This is a genomic window from Bacteroides sp. 1_1_14 (genome assembly GCF_000162515.1).
Lineage (GTDB): Bacteria > Bacteroidota > Bacteroidia > Bacteroidales > Bacteroidaceae > Bacteroides > Bacteroides thetaiotaomicron.
Genome location: NZ_GG774710.1, coordinates 151,697 through 176,274 on the forward strand (window position 1 = coordinate 151,697; position 24,578 = coordinate 176,274).

Genomic DNA, 24,578 nt, shown 5'->3' on the forward strand with positions numbered 1-24,578 from the left:
TATTTTCAGAACATTTTATGCATCCGGGAATGTGATAAAACGATTGCTTCCCGGATGTTTTATAAATAAGCGACAGATTTGGTATTGATGATTTCAACGATAATCATGTCTGCCTGACCGATTTTTAGTATTTTTGGCGATTGTAAGTAAGCAATTCAAAGTCTTATCAGATTGCATTACGGGTTATGATAAAAAGAAGATGGACGAAATGCTTCATTATTACGAATGTAAAGGCAGTAAAATAATTAGTTTGAATGACCTATTATGGCAACAGAAAATAAAATAAAGTATTTTGAAAATCGGGAAGACTGGAGAAAGTGGCTGATGGACAACTTTGAAACCGAAGACGAAATTTGGTTTGTATTTCCTCTTAAATCGTCAGGTGAAAAAAGTATTGCATACAACGATGCTGTTGAAGAAGCCCTTTGTTTCGAATGGATTGACAGTACGATAAAACCGCTTGATAAAGAACATAGAATTCAGCGTTTCACGCCTAGAAAACCTAAAAGTACATACTCGCAGGCCAACAAAGAAAGACTTAAATGGTTATTGGAAAATAAAATGATACACCCTGAATTTGAAGATAAAATACGCACTGTTTTATCTGATCCTTTTATTTTTCCCAATGATATAATGGATAGATTGAAAGAAGATGAAATAGCATGGAAAAACTACCGGCATTTTTCCGACGCATATAAGCGTATCCGAATTGCATACATTGAAGCAGCAAGGAAGCGACCGGAAGAATTTGAAAAGCGATTAAACAACTTTATCTGTAAAGTGAAAGAGAATAAGATGATAACCGGATTTGGCGGAATAGAAAAATATTATTGAGATTGTCCGAATCTTTGTGGAAGAATATCCTTATAGTTTGATGGAAGCGATGGAGCATCATTAGTAGTAAATCACTAAAAACTTTTCTTTCCCTTTTAGTAGTTTGCCTGTTTGAGTTGTATTATATATAGATAGTCAATAAAAGTCAAAGTAATCAACTTATTAAACAGTTAACCTTATGTTCAAACAACTAAGTACTTCTCTACTGATTGCATCAGCATGTATTTTGTCCTCTTGCACGCCTACGGTGAAGCAGGAGATCGCAATTTTACCTACCCCCGTTAGTCTGACGGAACAGCCGGGTGCCTTCGTCTTAAAGGATGGAATGAAAATCGGCGTTTCCGATCAGTCCTTATTTCCGGCTGCCGGATATTTGCAGGATATTCTTCGGAATGTGGTGTCTACTTCTGTAGAGGTGACCGAAGCCGATAAGGCGGATATCTATCTCCAGCTAGGGCAGGATAATGGAAAGCCCGGCTCTTACAAACTTCAGGCTACCCCCAAGTCTGTTCAGGTTGAAGCCGGAGATTATTCGGGCATCGTTTCCGCTATTGCCAGCCTCCACCAACTGCTGCCTGCCGGAATAGAAGTGCAGGGAACGAAACAGACTTTCTCCATTCCTGCCGTGCAAATAGAGGACTCACCGCGCTTTGAATGGCGTGGCTTTATGCTGGATGCTTCCCGTCACTTCTGGAATAAAGATGAAGTGAAACATATACTGGACCTGATGTCCTTGTATAAACTGAATAAGTTCCACTGGCATCTGACAGATGATCAGGGATGGCGGATTGAAATTGAGAAATATCCGTTGCTGACGGAAAAAGGAGCGTGGCGGAAATTTAACAAGCACGACCGTGGTTGTATGGAGCGTGCGGTAGAAGAGGACAATACCGACTTCCTGATTCCGGAAAACAAAATACGGATTGTAGAAGGAGATACTCTGTATGGTGGTTACTATACGCATGAAGATATCAAAGAAATTGTAGATTATGCTGCACAGAGAGGAATCGATGTGATTCCGGAAATAGATATGCCGGGGCATTTCCTGGCTGCTATTACCCAATACCCTGATCTCGCTTGTGACGGACTGATCGGCTGGGGAGAAACATTCTCTTCTCCTATTTGTCCGGGAAAGGATACGACGCTGGAATTCTGCCAGGATGTCTTTAAAGAGATTTTCGATCTCTTTCCTTATGAATATGTACACATGGGTGGTGACGAAGTTGAGAAAAATAACTGGAAAAAGTGCCCCCGTTGCCAGAAGCGAATCCGCACGGAAGGACTTAAATCGGTAGAAGATTTGCAGGCGTGGTTCGTGCGCGATATGGAGAAATTCTTCCTTGCCAATGGAAAGAAGTTGATAGGCTGGGATGAAGTTGTTGCCGACGGACTGACTTCGGATGCTGCTATTACCTGGTGGAGGAGCTGGTCGAAAGAGGCGGTGCCTATGGCCACTTCGCAAGGACAAAGAGTGATTGCCTGCCCGAATGAATATTTCTATTTTGATTATGCGCAGGATAAAAACTCCGTGAAGAAGATATTGGCATACGATCCGTATGCAGACGATCGCTTGTCACCCGAACAGAAAGAATGTTTCTGGGGCGTGCAGGCTAATCTTTGGGCAGAATGGATTCCGTCCATGAAACGTATCGAATATCTGATACTTCCCCGTATGGTGGCGTTGAGTGAAATAGCTTGGGTGCAGCCGGAGGCGAAACCGGATCTGAAAGAGTTCTATCGCCAGCTTGTTCCGCATTTCAAGCGGATGGATATCCTTGGATTGAACTATCGGATACCCGATCTGGAAGGATTCTACAAAGTGAATGCTTTCCTTGATGAGGCTTCGGTTGATCTGACTTGTCCGTTGCCGGGCATTGAAGTTCGTTATACTACTGACGAAAGTATGCCGACTAAGCAATCCACTCTTTATGAAGGAAATCTGAAAGTGACGGAAACGACAGATTTCACTTTCCGTACCTTCCGTCCCGACGGTACTCCATCGGACGTAGCACGTACCCGATACGTCAAAGCTCCTTATGCGGAGGCAACTGCTGCTCCGGCTTCTTTGAATTCCGGACTGAAAGCGGTATGGCATAAATTCTGTGGTAATCTTTGTGCGGATATCGATGCGGCTCCCGTGAATGGTGAGTATATCGTAGAATCTGTTTCTATCCCCGAAGAGGTGAAAGGAGATATCGGCCTGATACTCAAGGGTTACCTTGAAATACCTGCCGATGGCATCTATACATTTGCCCTTCTTTCGGACGACGGCAGTACGCTGAAACTGGACGGTGAATTACTGGGAGATAATGACGGAGCACACTCGCCGGTAGAGATTATAGTACAGAAGGCCTTGAAGGCCGGACTGCACCCGATAGAAGTACGCTACTTCGATTGCAATGGCGGAGTTTTGCAGATGGAATTAGTCAATGAAAAGGGTGAGAAAGAAGTGCTTCCGAAAGAATGGCTGAAATATGAATAAATAGATCCCCTGAAGATTTTTTATCAGGTATTAATATAGATAAGGTTTGATAGAAGGCGGGTAGAAGTAGGGATACTTTTATCCGCTGTTTTTATTCTGTAGGTAATTCTTGTTGAAATATCCCTATAAATGGGTATTTCCCAAATCAAAAGTTCTTCTCAACTTTGCAGAGTGAATAAAACGCCACTATGCAATATTTGAAAGAAGACATACAGGAAAAAATCCTCCACATAGCCGAAGAAGTATTCTCCGAAAAAGGATATAAGGATGCTTCCATGCGCGAAATTGCTTCCCGAACAGGGATTACAGTCAGCAATATCTACCATTATTTCACCAATAAGGATGAGATATTCCGCACGATTCTGAAACCCGTGCTGAATGATTTGTATGCCAAGATATACAGCCATGATGCCAATCAGATGTCCATAGAAGTTTTTACGAATTCGGACTATCAGCAGGAATCCGTGCAGGAATATATCGATTTGGTTTCTGAACACCGTGCCCGGTTGCGTATGTTACTTTTCCAGGCACAGGGATCATCCCTGGAAAACTTCCGTTCGGAGTATACCGATGCGATGACACGTACTATTTTTGTCTTTTTTCAGGGGATGAAGCGGAAGTACCCGCACCTGAATATAGGTATCACCGATTTCTTTATTCATCTCAATACGGTGTGGCTGTTTGCCTTGCTCGAAGAACTGGTGCTGCACCACGTGAAGAAAGAAGAAATGCAGAAATTTATAGCAGAATATATAGCCTTTGAAACGGCAGGTTGGAAGGAGCTCATGAATGTATGAGCTCCTTCTTTTTTTGAACGATTCAGAGGAATGTTCTTTTTTAAAAATCAGATATATATAAATGAAAAGGTATGAAAGAAAAACAGAAAAAGAAAAGTGGTGTGAGTCGCTTGTTTGAGATAGCAGGTGAGAAGAAAGGCTTACTGATGCTTGCCGGGGTACTTTCGGCGGTCAGTGCCTTGTGTATGCTGGTGCCTTATTGGTCGGTATATGAAGTGCTGAAAGAGCTTTTGTTGCATGGCAGCAAGATAAGCGAGTTGGATAGCAGTGTGCTTATACACTGGGGATGGGTGGCATTTGTCGGTCTGGTGGCAGGACTGCTTTTGCTGTATGGAGCATTGATGGCATCGCATATAGCGGCGTTCCGTATTCTCTACGGGTTGCGCATTCGTCTGTCCGGGCATATCGGACGCCTTTCGCTGGGATACCTGAACGGTACTTCCACCGGAGCGATCAAGAAGACTATGGAACAGAATGTGGAGAAGATAGAGAATTTTGTGGCGCACACCATTCCCGATCTGGTCAATGTGCTGGCAACCATTGTGCTGATGTTTATCATCTTCTTCTCCCTGAACGGGTGGATGGCGGCTATTTGTGTGGTCTGCATCGTTTGTTGTATCGGTTTGCAGTTTATGAACTTCTTTGGGAAAAAAGCCAAAGAGTTTACGAAAATCTATTATGATACGCAGGAGCGTATGAGTGCTTCAGCTGTCCAGTATGTGAGAGGAATGCCCGTGGTGAAGATATTTGGTCAGAGTGTGCGCTCGTTCCGCCAGTTTAATAGTGAGATAGAGGCCTATAAAAGTTATGCTTTAAGAGTCTGCGACACCTACCAGCCCGGTATGATTGCTTTTACTGTTTTGCTGAATTCGCTGATAACTTTCATTTTGCCCGTAGGTCTGTTGCTTCTGAGCAGAGAGCCGCAGAATATTGGTCTGGCGGCAGTTTATCTCTTCTTTATTATTATGGGGCCCGGCGTGGCTTCTCCTATCTATAAACTGATGTATCTCGGTTCAAGTACGAACGAGATTGATGAGGGAGTGAAACGAATCGACCGCATATTTGATGAACAGGTACTTCCCGAAACTGCGGTTTCGCATTTGCCCGCTTCCTATGATATCGAGTTTCGTCACGTATCGTTTGCCTACGAAAACAAGGCGGAAACTACCCGTACCGAAGCGCTGAAAGACATCTCTTTTACTGCGCCACAGGGAGCGATTACTGCGCTGGTCGGTCCGTCAGGTTCCGGAAAATCTACGGTAGCCAACCTGATTCCGCGCTTTTGGGATGTCAGTGAAGGGGAGATCTGCATTGGCGGAATGAATATAAAAGAGATAGTGACCGAGGATTTGATGAATCTCGTTTCCTTTGTTTTTCAGGACAGCTTCCTCTTCTTTGATACGCTCTATGAGAATATTCGGGTCGGTAATACGTCTGCTACCCGTGAACAGGTGATCGAAGCTGCCCGTGCGGCTCAATGCCACGATTTTATAGAGAGTCTGCCGGACGGCTATCATACGCGGATCGGTGACAAAGGAGTGTATTTGTCCGGCGGTGAGTCCCAACGGGTTTGTGTGGCAAGAGCCATTCTTAAAAATGCTCCGATTCTGGTGCTTGACGAGGCGACTGCTTTTGCCGATCCGGAGAACGAATATAAGATGCAGCAAGCCATTCAGCAACTTATCAAAAATAAAACGGTCATCATTATTGCTCACAGACTTTCGTCCATCATTTCAGCCGAGCAGATACTTGTCCTGAAAGAAGGCAAGCTCGTACAAAGCGGACGTCACGAAGTGCTGAGCAAAACGGATGGTGTATATAAAAGAATGTGGGATGCCTATACCAGCGCATTCCGTTGGCAATTAACTATCAAAAAGGAGGAAACAAAATGAATGCAATCAAGAATATTACGGTAGGACATACCGAACGTCTGCGTAGACCTGTCGGTTACACGATGCTTGCCAATCTGGTGAATATCGTTCCGTTCTGTCTTTCTATCGAAGCCATTAATGTGATTTTCCGTACGTTCGACGGTAGTGGTACACCGCTGGATACGAATCGTCTTTGGATGATTTTTGCTATATTGGTCGTGTATATGGTGGTGATGGCTTTTGCCGAACGCGCCGCCTATCATGCCAACTTTCGCGGTGCTTATGAGATGAGTGCCGAAGGGCGTATTAATTTAGCCGAGCATCTGCGTAAATTATCCTTGGGATTCCTGTCCCGCAGAGATCCGGGGGATCTTTCTTCCATGCTGATCACTGACTTTACTATGGCGGAAACGGGAATATCCCATCACTTGCCCCAATTGATGGGAGCGTTGGTAATGCCGGTTCTTGCCTTCCTTGGCTTGCTTTGGATTGACTGGCGCATGGCGGTGGCCATGTTCGTAGCTTTACCGCTTGCGGTTGCTGTCCTGTTGCTTAGCAATATCGCCCAGCGTAAGCTGAGTGTGCGGCAGATTGAAGCCAAGATTAATGCCGGAAACCGTCTGGAAGAATATCTGCAAGGCATACGGGTGATGAAAGCATATAATTTGCTGGGAGGCAAGTTCGAACGCCTGAAAATGGCTTTTAGTGATCTCCGTCGTGCCTGTATCCGGCAGGAGGTGTTTCTCGGTCCATTTATCTTATTCTCGGTCACATTGATCCGTGCCGGATTGACATTCATGATACTTTGCGGTACGTACCTGTTGATAGGAGGCGAACTTTCACTGCTCACGTTTGTCATGTTTCTGGTGGTCGGTTCCCGTGTTTTCGATCCGCTGACATCTGCCTTGACTAACTTTGCCGAGTTTCGCTACTTCTCCATCGCAGGAGGACGTATCCTTACGTTGATGAACGAACCGGAAATGAAGGGAGATCGTGATGTGCCCGAAAGCGGAGATATTACTTTTGATCATGTATCTTTCGGTTATCAGGAAAAGGAAATACTGCATGATATTTCTGTGACTCTTAGAAAAGGGACGCTCACTGCTTTGGTCGGTCCTTCCGGAAGCGGAAAGAGTACGATGCTGAAACTTTGCGCACGCTTCTATGATCCGCGTAAAGGCTCGGTTCGTTTTAACGGAATGGATATGAAAGAACTGGAGCCGGAGTCATTAATGAAACATTGTTCCATGGTTTTTCAGGATGTCTATCTGTTTCAGGATACGCTGAAGAATAATATCTGTTTCGGCAGGACAGATGCTACAGATGAGGAGATTGTAGCGGCAGCGAAAAAGGCTTGTTGTCACGAATTCATCATGCGTCTGCCCAAAGGATACGATACGATGGTAGGAGAAGGCGGCTGCACTCTTTCGGGAGGAGAAAAACAACGGATCTCCATTGCCCGTGCCATGCTGAAAGAAGCTCCGGTCGTGCTGCTGGATGAGGCTACCGCCTCTCTCGATCCGGAGAATGAAGTGGAAGTGCAGCAGGCTATCAATACCTTGATTGCGGGGCGGACGGTAATCGTTATCGCTCACCGCCTCAAAACGATCCGAAATGCCGACCGGATTATTGTGCTGGAAGAAGGACGAATTGCGGAACAAGGCACTCATGATGAACTTTTGAGCCGGCCGGGGCTGTACGCCAAACTTTGGAATATACAGGAACAGACATCGGGATGGAAACTATAAAAACGGCTCATCAGAGATAAAACGAAAAGGTCCGGCTTTCACAAGCCGGGCCTTTTGTTTACTAGAATTTATGCTATTTACACTTATTCTGTAATATTGAATACATTATATGGTTTTTTAAAACTAACAACCAAATGTGAGAATGCGGGAGAATCACTTCGGCCGATTCCAATGTTTTCAATGTGGCTACGTAATTTTTAATTATGACTAATTAATTCAATTCTGATATTGCAAAGATAGGGGCTTTGACGATTTCCTGCAATCACCTGAAATGGGTATTCTTGGGTGGGTTACTAGCAATATATAGTGGGTCTGAATCTTTTATTCCGGAACATTTGCAGAGTTTCCTGTCAACCTGTTCAGATGACATACCAGTAGTTTTCCTTCATTATCTCTCAAATGCATACCATTGCCTTGACAATAACGGAAGTATTTGCATCGGGCGCACTCGTCTTTTTTCATCCATGAACGGTCGCGATAAGGCTGGAATTTCGTTTGCCATATTTCCCAAAAATCATCCTGATAGATATTTCCTTGATGGTAGTTGGAGCGGATGCTGCTACAGGCACTGATAGAACCGTCAATCAAAACGGAGCCGACTGATATTCCGGCGCTACAGAAGAAAGGAGTATTCCATACTTCACCTTCATAGTTACCCAGGAAACCTTCGCAGCCGTAACTCGCACGGATAATTCCTTCCTTTCGGGTATCACGGATGAAGTCGAGCACTTGTTTCAGTTCTTCTCCGTTCATACGGAATTCCGGTTCTTCGGCGGCTCGTCCTACCGGAAAGATGGTAGATACTCTCCATCGTTTGACTCCGAGACTGATAAGTAACTCTTTCATAGCCGACAACTGTGGCAGGCTACGGCGGGTGACACAGGTAATGACGTCGAATGTCAGTTCGGGGATAGCTGTGATTTCCCGTATGGCATTTACGGCACAATCGAAACTTTCGGGATGTCGTCGCATCCAGTTGTGTACATCCTTCAGTCCGTCCAGGCTGATGGATATACTACGCATACCGCTGCGGATCAGGTTGTGAAGCCGTTCGCGTGTGAGACACAGGCCGTTGCATACCATGCCCCACGGGTATCCCCGTCGGGATATTTCTTTACCGCAAGTTTCCAAATCTTCACGTACGGTTGGCTCTCCACCGGAGATAATGACGAATACATCGTGCGGATTGGTATGTGTTGCTATACTGTCCAGTACTTTTAGAAAATCCTGCAGAGGCATATCCGGAGTAGCGGGAGAGGACTTGCAGTCACTGCCACAATGGCGGCAACGTACATTACATCGTAAGGTGCATTCCCAAAAAAGCTGTCTGAGCGGATGTTCTTCCACTCTTTCGTGTTTCATCCGGCGAAATATTTCTAAAGCCAGCCATCGGCGGGGAGTAAGGGGGATGATACGTTTCATTCTTCTTCTTTTTTCTCCTCTTTAAATAAAGTGACTTTTCCCTCTTTTCCAAGGTCTTGTATTCTAATCTTTTTTGTCTGGTATGCGCCATTCTTTTCGCCGTCTACATCTGTATACTCAAGGTACATTTCAGATTTTTTGGGAGGATACTCTTCGAATTTAAATGTATTGATTGCTATACCGCCTACCGTATAATGCTCTATTTCACGTGACTCGGTATAGGCAGTATCTGTAATTAATGAATCTTCTTGATTCATATAACTGGATACTACGCGAATACCATTAATAGTTTCTTTTTCTTCATTTTGTACTTGACTGCTTATTATAATGTCAGGAGTCCAGTCGGGACCGGGACCATAATAACAAGGTTCGTCCCAGATCTCGTTATTATTGCCACATCCGGAAAAGCCTAAAGCGGCGAGCAGACTTAGTAGATATTTGTTTCTCATGTTATTAACGTGTTTAGTTCTTGTTGGGACAAAGATAATTAATCTTTGAATCGGTTGTTCTCTATTGTTCGTTTTATTCTTTGAATGAGATAATTTTAAAGAATCGAGGATGATTGTATAATTGCTTATCAATCTTTTTCGCCCATAATAAAAGAATGGTATCTAACTAATGACTACTTTCTCTTTCCAGGTTATGCCACTTATATCTGTCAGAATTAGTTCGTAGTCACCTTTGGGCAGGTCCATAAAAACATCACTTCTGATTGTAAGAGTTGCTTTACTTCCTAAAGGAATGATGAGGCTGTGTTTTCCCGGAGCTACTTTGGCTACATAGTCATTTTTTATTCGGGTAAGTGGGAAGCGGGCTAGCTCTTCTCCGTTCTTTTGAAGTATTGTTTTTCCATTCTCGTCTTTTAGTGTTATGCCGATCAGGAAGGAACCGTACACGTCGGCTCCTTCTATCCGGTATACTTTGAACGTCAGGATATCCTCTTGAATCTTTGCGTTGGAAATTTCCAGTTTCGGTTTGACCGATTTGTTGTGTAGAGGTCCCCAAACGCCATTATGAAAGACTTGGTTGGTATATAAGGTAAGTATGAAAAGCAGTACAGCACCGCTTATTGCGACTTTACTAAATTGCTTGATGGATAGTGGAAGTTCGCCGGAAGTAAGCCATATGAGCCATTTGTTCTTGGAAAGTTTAGGCAATAACAGATAATCCAAAGAATATTTACCACCACCGGACAGGAAAATGGTGAATCCGGCTGACACTCCCAAGATGCCGATTTGCCATTCGTCGAGGCAGGTAGTACCCAGCCAGCCGGAGCCTAAAAGAATGCCGAATGCCAGACTGAATACGCCGATACTCATTAATCGTGTGAAGAAACCGAGCATATAGAGTAACCCGACGATGCCTTCTACTAATGTGAAAATAACCATTGCCCACCACAGTAAATCCGGTGTGCTGACCAAGTATTCAATAATCGGTTTGATGCCAATGGAATTGGGAAGAAAATGATTGAATTTTTCTCCAATGTATCCGGTTCCATCCGGAATGAGTTTGTTTTCAAGAACGAGTCTGCGCCAAAAAGCTGAGAAATAAGTCCAGCCGACGATCAGTCGTAAGGAGAGAGTGAAAATGCCCGCAAGTATGTAGGCTTTGGATGGTTCTTGTTGGTGTGTCAGCATACTGTTTGTTGTTAGTTTGTTATTATAGAGAATCGTTTCTTATTAGAACAAGTTTCCACTGGAAAATGTTTTTATGAAAACCTGTTTTTTTTGAAACGATTCTACTCAAGACAAACTACATACAAAACAAAGCTAACAATGCAAAAGTTATTCTTTAGACGGCTATCTTTATACCTTCTTTTTTATTACAATACCGTTTGCATTGTTGGCAAAGGTCGTATCCCAGCATGGCTCCCAAAATGAAGTCCTCTTCGGCAGACAGTTGATTCAAAGGGCGAATGATGATATGTCGCATGGCTTCCATACATTCGGGTTTACCGAAAAACAGATTAATCTTGTTAGTACCTACTTCTTGTATCATATAACTGATCTTCTGATTTTTCAGCCGGCGGATGGCAAACTCTTCGTGCTCTCTGCTCATCGTATAGAGTACCATGTTGCGTACGCCTTTCTTGAACTCATAAATGTGGTTGAGGAAAATCCGGATTTCTCCGGGAATGATTCTTTCGGTAGCCATGATGTAAACTGTTATTTTATATGGAGATAAAGATTAGCTGATTTCTTGTTTTACTTGTTCAACCCATGCACTGATACGTTCATCTGTCTGACCGTCTTCATTGACTTCGTCGAGTGGAAGACCTACGAACTTGCCATTAACGACAGCGATAGAAGAATCGAATGTATAACCAGATGTGTCTACTACTCCACAGAATTTGCAGCGGGTATCTTTCAGCTCTTCAAAAAGAATACCGATAGCATCACAGAAAGTATCGCTGTAAGAATCGGAATCACCACAACCGAACAAGGCTACATATTTGTGAGACAGATCGCATTTCTTTAAAATTTTAATTCCGTCGTACCAGTCATCCTGTAATTCACCGGCTCCCCATGTGGAACTGCCTAGTACCAGTACATCATATTCACCGACCAAAGCTTCAGTGAGTTTGGATACATCATAAATATGTGCGGAAGGAACATCTAGTTTCTCTGCAATCCGACGGGCAAGGTCTTCTGTTGTTCCGGTAGTGGAACCGTAAAATACTCCAATTTTATTCATCTTTGATTCTATTTTAATGTGATGGTGCAAAGATAAAGGGTCTCGGAGAAATAGGAAATCCCCATTTATAGTGGAATAATTGCTTTATTCTCATTATAAATGGGGATGTTCTCTCGCTTTTTTTTCTACAAGAAATGTAACTTTTATTAAAGTTGTTTTTAAATAATGTATTATCTTTGCAGAGATCAAAACAGACACATATACTATATGAATATGAGAAGCTTAAAGTATTTTTCTTTTGGAGTTATCGGCATGGTTCTTGCTTCATGTGTAGAAGAGAAAAATTTGTAGAATCCGGATGAAGGAACGCCTGAGGATACTCAACTCGGTTTATCTACGGATTTCTTGTTGAAAACGCAAAGGAGTATATTTATTACTGCTGTCGATGGTGATGGAAAATCACAGGCCGGTGTGAAATTCGGTGTGTTTATGAGTCAGCCTTACACGGGCGAAGGAGTTATTTCTATTGATCCGGTCTTTGTCGGATATACGGATGCTTCAGGTAAGTTGAAAGCTGAAGTGGTGATAGGAAATAATGTTTCCAAAATTTATGTGGCTCCTCTCACTGCTGGTTATGGTCAGGTGAAGGAAGCGGATGTTCAGGATTTTGTTTCATTGGATTTTCAAGGAGTCAGTTTTCCTCATATGGCTGTCTCGCGTGCTTTTTCGATTGAGATTCCTTCATTTTCCGGACCGATCAGTGGTCTGTATCAATTGTATATCCCTTATAAGAATGTTGAAATAAGTAGGGATGGTATTCCGCTGCAGGGTGGGTGTTCTTTGGTCTCTAAAGAGCAACTATCTCCTGCTTTGATTAATCAGATTGATAGTTGGTACCCAGAGAGGCAGAATGTTCAGAAAGCAGATTTGGATAAAAACTCGGATTTACGGGTCGTTGATGAAAATGGAGCCAGAGTTTGGGTGACTTATGTCGGTGATGGTGGTTTCTATGTCGCTAATCAGACTGTTTATAATTCATTGATGTATTATAATTATAAAGAGGAAGAACTGAATAGTCCAAATGACATTGATCATCTTCGGATGACTATGTTGTTGCCTAATACTAACCAGCTGCAGTGTCCGTCGGGTTTGAAAGTTCAGTTACTTTATTGGAATGGAAAGGAGTATACTGAGATTTTCCCAAAAGGGACACGGATAGGTTTTGTTGTAGCACGTGCCGGTTATAAGAAGGATGGTACGGATGTAACAACGAAGAATGCGTATTCTTTTAAAAATAAAACGAATCCTGTTGTTAATGGTGACGTCTCTGGAATGTATTACTCTACTCCGGTATTGAATAAATGGGGAAAATCTCAGGCTGTAACTCGTCAGTTAGATGGTTATAATTGTTGTGTGACCGGATTTGATATCCGTCCTTTTGGCGATAATCAATCAGATTATGATTTTAATGATGTAATGTTGAAAGTGACTGCTACTCCTGAAAAAGCAATTGAACCGGGAGAGGATATTCCGGTTGAAGAAGAAGTAGTTGTAACTGAATCTATTCATGGTACATTGGCTTTCGAAGACCAGTGGCCTAATGCCGGTGATTATGACCTGAATGACTTTGTAGTAAATTATGCATACGGTTTGGGAAAGAATACGGAAAACAAGATTACAAGCATTAAATTGCGTTTTAAACCAATAGCCAAAGGGGCTGCCGCTTATACAAAGATCGGTTTTGGCATTGAACTTCCATTGGCAGAAAGTTATATTGATGCTGCAAAGGTGATGGGAGCGACTTTCGAAAGTGGTAATTCAAAGGCGACTTTTGTGATTTGGGAAGATGTAAGCAGACTCTTTCCTAATATAAATGGTTTTGTAAATACAGAAAAGGGGACGAGTTTTGTTTCAGCAGCGGAAGTTGAAATCACTATTCCGCTGACTATTCCGGTTGACAATGTTTCAATGATGAAATTCAATCCATTTATATTTGTGAACAACCGTTCTCATGAAATTCATTTAACAGACTTTGCTCCGACTTCGAAGATGGATACAAACTTGCTTCAAACTGCGGATGACTGTTCTGATGCATCACGAAATATTTATTATCGGATGGAAGATATGTCTTGTTGGGCATTAGATTTTCCTCGTACTTCAGCAAGCGACCCGGCATGGAGATATCCGAAAGAAAAATCGTCAGTAGTGAAGGCTTATAAGAATTATAGCAAGTGGGTAATAAATAAGACGGACTTGTCTTGGTTTGATTTCACTATTTCAGAGAATGTAGATGAGGATGAATTATACTAAAATATTTTTGTTGGTTGTGGAGTTGATGCTTTAAAAGATACCCTTATTTTTCTGAGCAGGTCTTAAAACATAAGAATCCCCTTTATAATGGAGAAACGGATTAGTTTCTATTATAAAGGGGATTGATATGTTTTAATGATGGAACAAGCGAATGCCTGTGAATGCCATTGCCATATTGTACTTGTCGCATGTACCGATAACATGATCATCTCGTACTGAACCTCCCGGTTGTGCGATATAGCTTACACCGCTTTTGTGTGCACGTTCGATATTGTCTCCGAAGGGGAAGAATGCGTCAGAGCCCAAAGCTACGCCAGTCATTGTATCCAGCCATGCACGTTTCTCTTCGCGGGTCAGTACTTCCGGCTTTTCTGTAAAAAACTGTTGCCAAACACCGTCTGCCAATACGTCATCATGATCTTCTGAAATATAAACGTCGATAGTATTATCACGATCTGCACGGCGGATTTTTTCAATCCAGGGCAGATTCATTACTTTCGGATGTTGGCGGAGATACCAGATATCTGCTTTATTTCCTGCAAGGCGCGTGCAGTGAATACGTGACTGCTGTCCTGCACCGATACCAATCGCCTGTCCGTCCTTTGCATAACATACGGAATTGGATTGTGTATATTTTAAGGTGATTAAAGAAATGATTAGGTCACGTTTGGCTTCAGCCGGAATTTCCTTGTTTTGTGTAGGTAACTCTTTCAAAAGACTTTCGTCTATTTTCAGTTCGTTTCTGCCTTGCTCAAAAGTCACTCCGAAAACATCTTTGTGTTCGATAGGAGCCGGGCGGTAAGCCGGATCTATCTTGATCACATTGTAAGTTCCTTTTCTTTTATTTTTCAGGATTTCCAGAGCTTCGGGAGTGTAATCCGGTGCAATCACACCATCGGATACTTCACGGTTGATAATGCGTGCAGTCTCTTCATCACAAGTATCGGACAATGCGATGAAGTCTCCGTAAGAAGACATACGGTCGGCACCGCGTGCGCGTGCATAGGCTGTTGCCAGTGGAGACAGTTTTACATCATCCACAAAATAGATTTTCTTCAGTGTGTCACTCATTTCTACAGCAACAGCAGCACCTGCCGGGCTGACGTGTTTGAATGATGCGGCAGCCGGAAGTCCGGTAGCTTCTTTCAGTTCTTTTACTAACTGCCAACTGTTGAATGCATCCAGCAGATTGATGTAACCGGGATGTCCGTTCAATACCTCAATGGGTAGTTCGCCTTCTTTCATGAAGATACGGGCAGGCTTTTGATTTGGGTTGCAGCCGTATTTCAGTTCGAGTTCGTTTGCCATATTATTTAATTATGAATTACTGATTACAAATTGATAGCGACAAAATTACTAAAAAAAGAATAGCCAGCCTAGCCTCCTGTTATAAATTAGTAACAAGTAATTAGTATTGGGGAAACTGTGAGTAGCGAAAATACCTATTTGTGGTGATTGCATATCCTCGAAATATTCCGTTTCTTTGCAGTCTCTAATATAAATAGGTGTAAATGGATAATTTGCAAAAATACAAACCAACTGATAAGATGATTGATCTCATCAGTGATAACTATTCCTTGTTACAAGTGATGAGCCGTTTCGGCCTTTCGTTGGGATTTGGTGACAAAACAGTGAAAGAAGTTTGCGAGCTTAATGGAGTAGATTGCAGGACTTTTCTGATTGTAGTCAACTTTATGTCTGAAGGTTTTTCGCGGATGGATGGAAGCAGTGAGGATATTTCTATACCTGCACTAATCGATTATCTGCGGCAAGCCCATATTTACTTTCTGGACTTTTCTCTTCCTGCCATTCGCCGTAAACTGATTGAAGCGATTGACTGTTCGCAGGATGATGTAGCTTTTCTGATTCTTAAGTTCTTTGATGAATATACACGAGAGGTACGTAAACACATGGATTATGAGGAGAAAACGGTATTCAAATATGTGGATGCGCTGATAAATGGCAATGCTCCCCGGAATTATCAGATTAGCACATTCTCCAAGCATCATGACCAGGTGGGAGAGAAGCTGACAGAACTGAAAAATATCATCATTAAATATTGTCCTGCCAAAGCCAATGAGAATCTGTTGAATGCGGCTCTTTTCGATATATACGCCTGTGAGGCCGGTTTGGAATCTCACTGCAAGGTTGAAGACTATATTTTTGTTCCTGCCATTCTGAAGTTGGAAAGGAGGATTAGGGAAAATGAAAAATAACGAAGCCATTCGAATTGCGATCGCCGAAACCTCAGTGATTATCCGGGGTGGGCTGACCGCTGCATTGAAGCGTCTTCCTAATGTGAAGGTGCAACCTATAGAATTACTTTCAGTAGAGGCTCTGAGTGATTGCCTGCGTACGCAATATCCGGAAATGCTGATTGTAAATCCTACTTTTGGTGACTACTTTGATGTAAATAAGTTCCGGGAAGAAACTGCCGGTAAGAAAATACGTTTGATTGCTTTGGTTAGCTCTTTTGTAGATGCCTCTTTGCTGACCAAATATGATGAGTCGATTTCTATCTTTGATGATCTGGATATTCTTTCTAAAAAGATTCATGGTCTGCTAAATCTGGCTTCGGAAGAGGAGGAGCTTGACAATCAGGAAACGCTTAGCCAACGGGAGAAAGAGATAGTGATCTGTGTGGTGAAAGGTATGACGAATAAAGAGATTGCAGAGAATCTTTTCTTGTCTATTCACACTGTCATTACTCACCGGAGAAATATCAGCAAAAAGCTACAGATACACAGTGCGGCTGGCCTGACTATTTATGCTATTGTAAATAAGCTTGTTACGCTAAATGATGTGAAAGATTTATAACCTTAAAAGAATGTTATAAAATCTGAAGCCGTTTGCGAACACGGAATCTTTTCGTACCTTTGCAGTGCAATTGGGAAATTGCTATTAGTTTAAAAGGTAAAAGAAAAGATTATTAAGGTATTAGATTTAAATAATTAAGGTATTAAATTTTTTAGTGTTCAATAGGACATTTTTTGGTAAAAGGTAAAAAGGATAACAATAGGTAAGAAGTTTAAAAGGTAAAAAGAAGATTAGTTTTCAGGAATTGAGGTAATAAAAGAAAAGCCTTTCTGGCTTTTCTAATGCTGTGGCGAGTGGTTCCCTTCTAGGAATTGACTCGTTTTTTGTTTATAGACGCAGGGGAGCCGAAAGGTATATAAATACCGGGATTGCTAATGCCAGGAGTGTATAAAATAAAATCCCGACGAAATCGCTTCGGCGGGACCCTATTTCATTTTTACTTAAATGTGGCTACGTAATAAAATTATGACTAATTAATTCAATTCTGATACTGCAAAGATAGTGCGTTTCTGTATCTGTCACAATCCCCTTTATAAGGTATATTGCGTAGCTGCTCTCACTATTAATAATTAGTGGTGGATATCATTTTACTTTTTTCCACTCTTTCGTTGCGAAATCATATGATTTGATCACTTTGGCAGGGCAACCGGCACAAATAGAGTATGCTGGGATGGAACGGCTGACAACGCTTCCGGCAGCCACTACACAATGTTTCCCTAAAGTAACTCCTGGCAGTATGACTGAGTTTGCACCTACCCATACATCATCCTCAATAGTGACAGGCTGTGTACTTACTCCCTGTTCGTCGATTGATTTCTCCGCATCTTGATAATTATGATTAAGTCCTGTGACTGTTACATGCTGTGCAAGATTCACATGATTTCCTATAAGAACCGGACCGATAATGGTATTTCCTAATCCGATGCGGGTATAATCTCCAATGATTAAATCTCCTACCGCATTATTAAGGCAGGAAAAGTCTTCTACTACCGAATAGCGTCCTAGCGAGAACTGATTAAAAGGAGGAAGGTCTTTGCGGACACTGCGATAAATCACGGAACCTTTTCCACGTTTCAGATATACAAAATAGAAAAGGCGTATCCACCAGTTGGGGCGTGTCTTTACAGGATGCATAATAAAACGATGTACGGCTTGTTTCAAAGCCGGATTTTGTTTGATTCGCAGTTTCAGTGTCCTTTTTTCCATATTGAATGTTTTTGTTTCTTTTTATCTTCTACTAAATAATCCGGTATTGCCAGACTGTATGTGATTGCCAATCCTAAAAGCAATATCCACCACTTGAGTGACGAGGTCCAGTGGTATCCTGTTATTAATAAAGTCCAGATACTGACGAAGGTGCATAATTTCATCGGAGAAGGTATCAGCTGCTGGGCTATACGGTTGCAGAAATTCCAGTTGCCTTCTAATAAAGACGGCAATAGATAAGAGAGGGTCTTCCGTATGCGCCTGCGATAGGGATAAACAGGGGCGGAGTCACAGTGTACAATCACATCCGGCAGATATTCAATATATATATTCTGTTTGAATAACTTTCGTTCGAGATTCGTTTTGGCAGTTCTTTGATTCTTCTGTAGCCATTCTAAGTCGAAAGCCATATTGGTTCCGAAAAGACTTGAAGAAAAGCCGATCTGAGTATTCCCCGATCTGAAAAGACTGTTATTGATTTCTTCGGATAGAGCATGGAAACGTTTCCGTACTCCCTTACGATTATTAATGATCGTGTGCAACTGCATTGCCTGTATTCCGGCATCGTAGGCATTATAAATCTTTTCCAGAAAATGGGGTGATAAAGCACTGGCTTTATCAGAAAGAAGGATGACTAATTCGTATCGTTCTTTATCTAATGAATTAATTGCTTCCAGCAAATCTTTATATGTGATGAATTCATATGCTTCCTGTTGATACATGAAAGGAAGGAGGCTTCCGTCCTGAACTAATATGGCACACTGATATTGTTTTCTGGCTTTGGGATAATTGGAATGTTTGAAATGTGAGGCAACAGCCAATATGAAAAGGTATAGGAGCAAAAGCCCTATACACAAAAAGAAGAAATCGTCTGCTATGTAGATAAAGTAGTCCATCCTGTAGTGAAGGAGTTATACGTTCTCTTTTTGAACGAATGCAGTAACTGTTTTCAGAATGATTTTTATGTCCAGTCCGAAAGAGAAGTTTTTTGCATATTGGATATCCAGTTGCTTGCGTTCTTCTGCGGAGAGTTTACCCGCTTCACCTCTTTTTTCAACCTGCCACAGCCCGGTAAGTCCGGCTGGTCCCATAAAACGATCAATGTGTTCATCACTAGTCAGTAACTCTGCCTCATAGAGTGGGAGGGGACGATTGCCCACTATAGACATATCTCCTTTGAGGATATTGATAAGCTGTGGTAATTCATCAATGCTGTATTTACGGATAAAACGTCCTATCTTTGTGATTCTGGGGTCATTCTCCAGTTTTACGAAAGCATTACTTTTCTCTTTTGATTTCTTGTGGATATAGTCTTCTTCAGAAATTACAAAATCGTCGGATATCAGGAGAATTTCTTCTTCGTCTGCTTCTTCAGAGACACAGGATTCTTCTCCCCATATATCTTCTTCCTCTTCTTCTTCCTGTTGGTATTGGTTGAGAGCATTGAAATCCTTCAGATGTTTATCAGCGTCGGTATACATCGAACGAAATTTGAGAAAATCAAATATCTGATAATTGCTTCCTACACGTTTGGATTTATAGATAATCGGTCCTTTGCTCTCCAAGCGAATGGCTATAGCAGTAGCTATTAAAAGAGGAGCAAGGAAAAGTAGTGCTATTCCGGAAAAGAATATATCGAAGATTCTTTTCCATGAAGGCAGGCGAAAGGCTTTTAAATTCTGTGTTTGGAGTTGCAGTGCTTCTATTTTTTGTTCTTTTCTACGTGTGAGAAAAGTTGACAGATCTTTCAGTACTTCACTGTTGGTTTCGTACTTAATCGTGTTATTAACTCCTGCCTTCAAGTATTCTGTAGCTTCTTCCTTAGTAATGGAATCTATAACCAGTACCATATAAAGCCCTGGATACATTTTTCGTATAGAGCGAATATCAGCGATATCTTTTGATAATTCTACCTGCTCAATAAATAAAGCTGCGTCGTATTTTTCTCGTATCTTGTCTAGCACTTTAGTTGCCTTATAGCAGTTTGGTGCTGCATAGAATACTCCGGTACTTAATTTCGAAAACAGTTCTATTGTTTTGTTGTGTCTGCCTATGTAAACAAAATATTGCATTTAAAGGCTGTATTAGTCGATAATCTTTTTGATTCGGATTTTTAGTTCCAAAGGATTGAATGGCTTCAGAATATAGTCTTCTGCTCCTTCTTCCAGTAATTTGATTCTTTCCGTGGTACTTTCTTCGCTGGACAGCATAACGATAGGAATTGACTTGAATAACTCATTGGCTTTCATATATCTGAGGAATTCATCTCCTCTCATTAACGGCATACGAATATCGGAAATAATGAGATCGGGTACATTACCTTCATTAAGCCAATCTATTGCTTTAATAGGATTCTCCAAATACATAACGTCGTAATCCTTGCCTAAATATATACTTGCAACTTTTCCAATAGTCGCTTTATCGTCAACTAATAGTATCTTTTTTTTCATACAAATAGAACCTTTCTATCGCTTGCTTTGCTACTTGATTTATATAGATTAAATTGAATCTCTTGCCTTTGTTTCACTTCGTGCAAATATATATATAATTTTAGAATAAACTTCCAATTAGCAGAAGTAAAATTCATGAAGATTATTATTTTTATTTATTAATAGAATATATCTGATACGTTTAGTGAGGAAAAAAACACGGATTTCATTATTTTTATGAAACCCGTGTTGATAAGGGAGATTAGTTTTTATTTGTTTGGAATACCTTGTTTACATCAAAATCATTCCACCATTTTTCATTTTCTGTACCACCGCTCGTTACCCAGTCACTGAATTGTGAATAAGCAGTTTTGATATTTACATACTCCAAAGGCCATTTGAAATTGGAAGGAACCATGATGCCCCATGCCAGATTCTCTTTACTGATATAATATTTTTTGCTGGCATGATGGCTGTTATCGTTGTTTCCGCCAAACAGATCGGTATTTGCGAGTTTGGTTGGTTGGTAGCCTGCAACATGTATTTCCTTACGTGGGTTTCTGTTGCCGTCTACGATGATAAAGACATTCAATTTGTTGACATTAAAGGCATCTGCTGATATTGTCGGATTATTGAATGTAATGGAGAAACTGATATTTTTAGGTTTGGTATTGCCTGCATAGTCTGAAACAGTATTAATCTGCTCATACCGATCTCTTCCCAATACTTTATGAGCATCATCAAACAGAGGAATCACAGTATAATCCTGACCATTTTCGATATTGTTATTATTTAGATTGAAATTCTTGGCAAGAGTATTGTCACTGAATTCAACTGGCTGTGTAATGGCATTGGCGGGTACATTGTCCAGCATAATAGCTGCTCCGATGCTTTTTGTTGCTCCGGCTGCGGATAAGTCAATACTCAACTCGAATTTTGTTACTTTATTCTCTTTATTAGTATATATTTTCCTTTTCTGAATGGTCAGAACGATGTCATTCATATCATAATCTCCATATAGTGGCCATTGGTCTTCAAAGAGGTAGGTATAATCCTTGTTGTCTTCCACTTCAATAGGGAATTCAGGATCTTCCGGGTCAGGGGTAGGGTCAGGTATTTCTGAAATTTCACTACATGAAGTAATGATTGTTTTGGAACCATTAGGGATATATAATTCTACTGAATTTTCCATAATGTAATTAGGGTTATTGGCAGGTACCCCTTTGGCGAATTCCTCTTCCGGGCATTCAATATCTAAATTACCATTGAACTTAGTTGTCCAACCAGTAGATATGCTTTTTGTAGATTTTAATAATGAACGGGTTCCGGCAGCTTTAAAAGTGACATTAGGAATATCCATTATCTCTGCTTTTATCATAGAACCATTATTCAGTTCAAAAGTGCTTCCGCTATTACCGCATTTAAAAGATGGAATAGCTATAAAAGTACCATTTTTTATGCCACCAGCCAATATACCTTTATTCATTATGATAGTTCCGTTTGTTCCTCCGAATTCGAAAGAGTTTTTGGCATAAAGACTGCAATTATTAGTAAAAGTAGGGTTACCGCCATTATCATTACTTATTTTTTGAGCATTAACAGTTCCATCATTTACACCAATTCCACCTATAATGAAAGTTGGAGTATTAATTGTTGCTTCAGTTCCATTATAAAAATAGCATGTTGCATCTTGAGAGTTAAACTTTAATGCACCTTCTTGAATAGTCAATTCTCCAAAGTTATAAATAGCTCCTTTGGTAAATATGGACTGTTCCCAAGAAGCAACAGATTTTCCTGTAACATTAATTGTGGCTTTAGGAGCATTGTATAAAATAGACGTCGTATTCAAGTCCTTCATACTATTGACATTAATTGTTCCAAAATTTTTCAGTAGTACTCCTATGGCAGCAAGATTGATGTTATTGCCAATAAGACTTCCGCCTGATTGAATCGTTAATATTGAGTTGTCAGCAATAAGAAAACTCGTGAATGAATCTGTGTTGATTTTTCCACCCTTCAAAATAATAATATCTGCACTTTGTATTTGGTTTTGCGAGGGTGTCCATTCACCTTCTACAAATATGGTAAATCTTCCGCCATTCAAATATCCACTGGTATGGTTGATTTCACCATTAAATTTGTCTTTTATGATATAGCTTTTGCCTGCTTCCAAATGATGATTTGATTGATTCCAATTAGTATTACCTCTAAGTTCAATGGCTCCTGTGGTATCATAAGTTTCTTCGGGATATTTTTCTGGAATATTATAGCTTCCGGTGGTCGCTTTTGCCACTCTTGTAGTCCTTGAACCTACAATTTCTTTATTTTTAGATACATCCCATGTACTAATAGACACTCTGCTTCTAGAGTCTGTCTTACGAATATATAGGTAATTAGTTCCTTCTGTATAATTTATTTCTTGTGAAAAAGCTTGACCTTTTTTGGAAACTCCTTTGGCAAGTATATGGTAATCAGACGTTGAAAATGGATTTGCGTCCAATATTTCTATTTGGTTGTATAGTTCATCATCAATTTCTATGCTTAGAATACTAGTTGTAGTCATATTCCAGTCAAATCCATCCGGTGCAGCAAAACCGTCCCCCATTGGATTGGCTGTCTGATAAGACGGATCATATAGATCCTTCTCGGAATCTACGCAACTGGATAACATGCTTACTATTGCTATCGCAATTATAGATGTAAGCAGAATTGTTTTTTTCATCATAATGTCTATTGTTTGATTGTTTTTTTGTTTGTTGCAAAGATAGTTGTATATTTTGGATTAAAGATGTATTTATTGATATTTCTTGTGTAAAAAGCAACGATATTTCCGTTTTGGTTCGCTTTATATGAAAAACGAAAGAGTAATCTCCTGATTTTTTCTTTTGCAGAAATATTATAGGATGAAAATCAGGAGATTACTATAGAGATTTTCTTTTTTAGGGTTTGGTTATTTCCCCTATTAAACAAGAGTTCATTTTGTATCGGATGTCTTTATTAGATAGTCCGTGTCCCAGCAAAAACATCAGTTTAGTTACAGCACATTCGGGAGTACTGTCATATCCACTGATAACACCTGCTTCGAGCAGATGCATTCCGGTCTCGTAACGTCCCATTTCTACTGCTCCGGAAGCACATTGTGTGATGTTAACAATGATAATTCCACGATCAGTAGCCTCTTTTAATTCCCGGATGAACCATTCTTTTTGCGGTGCATTTCCTGATCCGAATGTTTTCATCACGACAGCTTTCAATCCGGGGACATGGAGTAGTGAATGGATGATCTCCTCCTGGATGCCGGGAAAAAGAGTTAATATTACCACATTTGTATCAAACAGATAGTGTGGCTTTAGTGGTTTGTCCGGGGTCGGTTTGCGAATAAGGTTGGGCTCGTATTTAATATGGATGCCTACGCGTGCCAATGGCGGGTAATTGAAAGACCGGAAGGCATTAAAGTTCTCAGCATTGATTTTTGTGGTACGATTACCTCGCATCAGGTGATTTTCAAAGAAAATACATACTTCGGGGACAATAGCTGTACCGTCTGGATTCTTGGCAGCAGCAATCTCGATTGCAGTGATCAGATTTTCTTTTCCGTCCGTACGCAGCGTTCCGATTGGCAATTGAGAACCGGTCAGAATAACAGACTTACTCAGATTTTCGAGCATAAAACTTAGGGCGGAAGCAGTATAGGCCATTGTATCCGTTCCATGCAGAATAACAAAACCATCAAAATGGTCGTAATTATAGTTGATGATCTTTACAAGTTTTGCCCAGTAAGCAGGCTCCATATCCGAGGAGTCGAGAGGAGGTTCGAATTGATAGGAGGAAATGCGATAGTTGAATCTTTTCAGCTCAGGAACGTGCTTGAGCAAATGGTCGAAATTAAAGTTTTCTAAGGCACCTGTCTCCGGATTTTCTATCATTCCGATAGTTCCACCCGTGTAAATCAACAAAACAGAAGGGGTCTCTACTCTCATAATTGATGAATTTCTGTTAAAACGCTGACAAAGATATAGATTAATTGC

Annotated in this window: 20 protein-coding genes; 8 read left to right on the plus strand and 12 right to left on the minus strand. The window is 41.0% G+C overall.

Annotated elements, in window-relative coordinates; translation table 11 throughout:
• The first annotated feature begins 264 nt into the window (after window positions 1–264).
• From HMPREF9007_RS04805 to HMPREF9007_RS04785, 5 genes are all read left to right on the plus strand, one after another.
• The gene (locus HMPREF9007_RS04805; protein WP_008763071.1) at window positions 265–834 is read left to right on the plus strand and encodes a YdeI/OmpD-associated family protein; all 570 of its coding nucleotides are present in this window, start codon (window positions 265–267) and stop codon (window positions 832–834) included.
• A gap of 178 nt (window positions 835–1,012) precedes the next feature.
• The gene (locus HMPREF9007_RS04800) at window positions 1,013–3,316 is read left to right on the plus strand and encodes a family 20 glycosylhydrolase (protein ID WP_008763072.1); all 2,304 of its coding nucleotides are present in this window, start codon (window positions 1,013–1,015) and stop codon (window positions 3,314–3,316) included.
• Between the two features lie 188 nt (window positions 3,317–3,504).
• On the plus strand, window positions 3,505–4,113 hold the full coding sequence (locus HMPREF9007_RS04795; RefSeq protein WP_008763073.1) for a TetR/AcrR family transcriptional regulator: 609 nt from the start codon (window positions 3,505–3,507) through the stop codon (window positions 4,111–4,113).
• 71 nt (window positions 4,114–4,184) lie between these two features.
• Complete coding sequence (locus tag HMPREF9007_RS04790) at window positions 4,185–6,005, plus strand: ABC transporter ATP-binding protein (protein ID WP_008763074.1); 1,821 nt, start codon at window positions 4,185–4,187, stop codon at window positions 6,003–6,005.
• Window positions 6,002–7,732 (plus strand): ABC transporter ATP-binding protein, encoded by a 1,731-nt coding sequence (locus HMPREF9007_RS04785; RefSeq protein ID WP_008763075.1) that lies wholly within the window; start codon window positions 6,002–6,004, stop codon window positions 7,730–7,732. Before HMPREF9007_RS04790 ends, HMPREF9007_RS04785 begins: the two co-directional genes overlap by 4 nt.
• A 321-nt stretch (window positions 7,733–8,053) precedes the next feature.
• On the opposite strand, the gene HMPREF9007_RS04780 is transcribed toward HMPREF9007_RS04785, so the two are convergent.
• The 5 genes from HMPREF9007_RS04780 to fldA all read right to left on the minus strand — a co-directional run bounded on the left by HMPREF9007_RS04780 (window position 8,054) and on the right by fldA (window position 11,848).
• Window positions 8,054–9,154 (minus strand): TIGR04133 family radical SAM/SPASM protein, encoded by a 1,101-nt coding sequence (locus HMPREF9007_RS04780; protein ID WP_008763076.1) that lies wholly within the window; start codon window positions 9,152–9,154, stop codon window positions 8,054–8,056.
• Window positions 9,151–9,603, minus strand: a complete 453-nt coding sequence (locus HMPREF9007_RS04775; protein ID WP_008763077.1) for a radical SAM-associated putative lipoprotein — start codon at window positions 9,601–9,603, stop codon at window positions 9,151–9,153. The genes HMPREF9007_RS04780 and HMPREF9007_RS04775 overlap by 4 nt, the downstream gene beginning before the upstream one ends.
• A gap of 162 nt (window positions 9,604–9,765) precedes the next feature.
• Window positions 9,766–10,791, minus strand: a complete 1,026-nt coding sequence (locus HMPREF9007_RS04770; RefSeq protein ID WP_008763078.1) for a TQO small subunit DoxD — start codon at window positions 10,789–10,791, stop codon at window positions 9,766–9,768.
• Window positions 10,792–10,945: 154 nt separating this feature from the next.
• Window positions 10,946–11,308: a DUF2023 family protein gene (locus HMPREF9007_RS04765; RefSeq protein ID WP_008763079.1), complete on the minus strand. Its 363-nt coding sequence runs from the start codon at window positions 11,306–11,308 to the stop codon at window positions 10,946–10,948.
• A gap of 33 nt (window positions 11,309–11,341) precedes the next feature.
• Window positions 11,342–11,848, minus strand: a complete 507-nt coding sequence (gene fldA, locus HMPREF9007_RS04760; RefSeq protein WP_032850668.1) for a flavodoxin FldA — start codon at window positions 11,846–11,848, stop codon at window positions 11,342–11,344.
• 348 nt (window positions 11,849–12,196) lie between these two features.
• Between fldA and HMPREF9007_RS04755 the strand changes: the two genes are divergently transcribed.
• Complete coding sequence (locus HMPREF9007_RS04755) at window positions 12,197–14,098, plus strand: LruC domain-containing protein (protein ID WP_225651458.1); 1,902 nt, start codon at window positions 12,197–12,199, stop codon at window positions 14,096–14,098.
• A gap of 132 nt (window positions 14,099–14,230) precedes the next feature.
• On the opposite strand, the gene HMPREF9007_RS04750 is transcribed toward HMPREF9007_RS04755, so the two are convergent.
• Complete coding sequence (locus HMPREF9007_RS04750; RefSeq protein ID WP_008763081.1) at window positions 14,231–15,406, minus strand: phosphoribosylaminoimidazolecarboxamide formyltransferase; 1,176 nt, start codon at window positions 15,404–15,406, stop codon at window positions 14,231–14,233.
• A gap of 203 nt (window positions 15,407–15,609) precedes the next feature.
• Between HMPREF9007_RS04750 and HMPREF9007_RS04745 the strand changes: the two genes are divergently transcribed.
• Window positions 15,610–16,314, plus strand: a complete 705-nt coding sequence (locus HMPREF9007_RS04745) for a hemerythrin domain-containing protein (RefSeq protein ID WP_008763082.1) — start codon at window positions 15,610–15,612, stop codon at window positions 16,312–16,314.
• The gene (locus HMPREF9007_RS04740; protein WP_008763083.1) at window positions 16,304–16,915 is read left to right on the plus strand and encodes a LuxR C-terminal-related transcriptional regulator; all 612 of its coding nucleotides are present in this window, start codon (window positions 16,304–16,306) and stop codon (window positions 16,913–16,915) included. The genes HMPREF9007_RS04745 and HMPREF9007_RS04740 overlap by 11 nt, the downstream gene beginning before the upstream one ends.
• 582 nt (window positions 16,916–17,497) lie before the next feature.
• Here HMPREF9007_RS04740 and HMPREF9007_RS04735 read toward each other — a convergent pair.
• The 6 genes from HMPREF9007_RS04735 to HMPREF9007_RS04710 form a co-directional block, all read right to left on the minus strand.
• Window positions 17,498–18,121, minus strand: a complete 624-nt coding sequence (locus HMPREF9007_RS04735) for an acyltransferase (RefSeq protein ID WP_008763084.1) — start codon at window positions 18,119–18,121, stop codon at window positions 17,498–17,500.
• Window positions 18,103–19,017, minus strand: coding sequence for a glycosyltransferase family 2 protein (locus HMPREF9007_RS04730; RefSeq protein WP_008763085.1), 915 nt, complete (start codon window positions 19,015–19,017; stop codon window positions 18,103–18,105). Before HMPREF9007_RS04730 ends, HMPREF9007_RS04735 begins: the two co-directional genes overlap by 19 nt.
• A 15-nt stretch (window positions 19,018–19,032) precedes the next feature.
• Window positions 19,033–20,193, minus strand: a complete 1,161-nt coding sequence (locus HMPREF9007_RS04725) for a sugar transferase (protein ID WP_008763086.1) — start codon at window positions 20,191–20,193, stop codon at window positions 19,033–19,035.
• Window positions 20,194–20,205: 12 nt separating this feature from the next.
• Complete coding sequence (locus HMPREF9007_RS04720) at window positions 20,206–20,571, minus strand: response regulator (protein ID WP_008763087.1); 366 nt, start codon at window positions 20,569–20,571, stop codon at window positions 20,206–20,208.
• A gap of 241 nt (window positions 20,572–20,812) precedes the next feature.
• Window positions 20,813–23,275 (minus strand): LruC domain-containing protein, encoded by a 2,463-nt coding sequence (locus HMPREF9007_RS04715; protein WP_032850669.1) that lies wholly within the window; start codon window positions 23,273–23,275, stop codon window positions 20,813–20,815.
• Window positions 23,276–23,489: 214 nt separating this feature from the next.
• Window positions 23,490–24,530 (minus strand): asparaginase, encoded by a 1,041-nt coding sequence (locus HMPREF9007_RS04710; protein ID WP_008763089.1) that lies wholly within the window; start codon window positions 24,528–24,530, stop codon window positions 23,490–23,492.
• Window positions 24,531–24,578 lie beyond the last annotated feature (48 nt).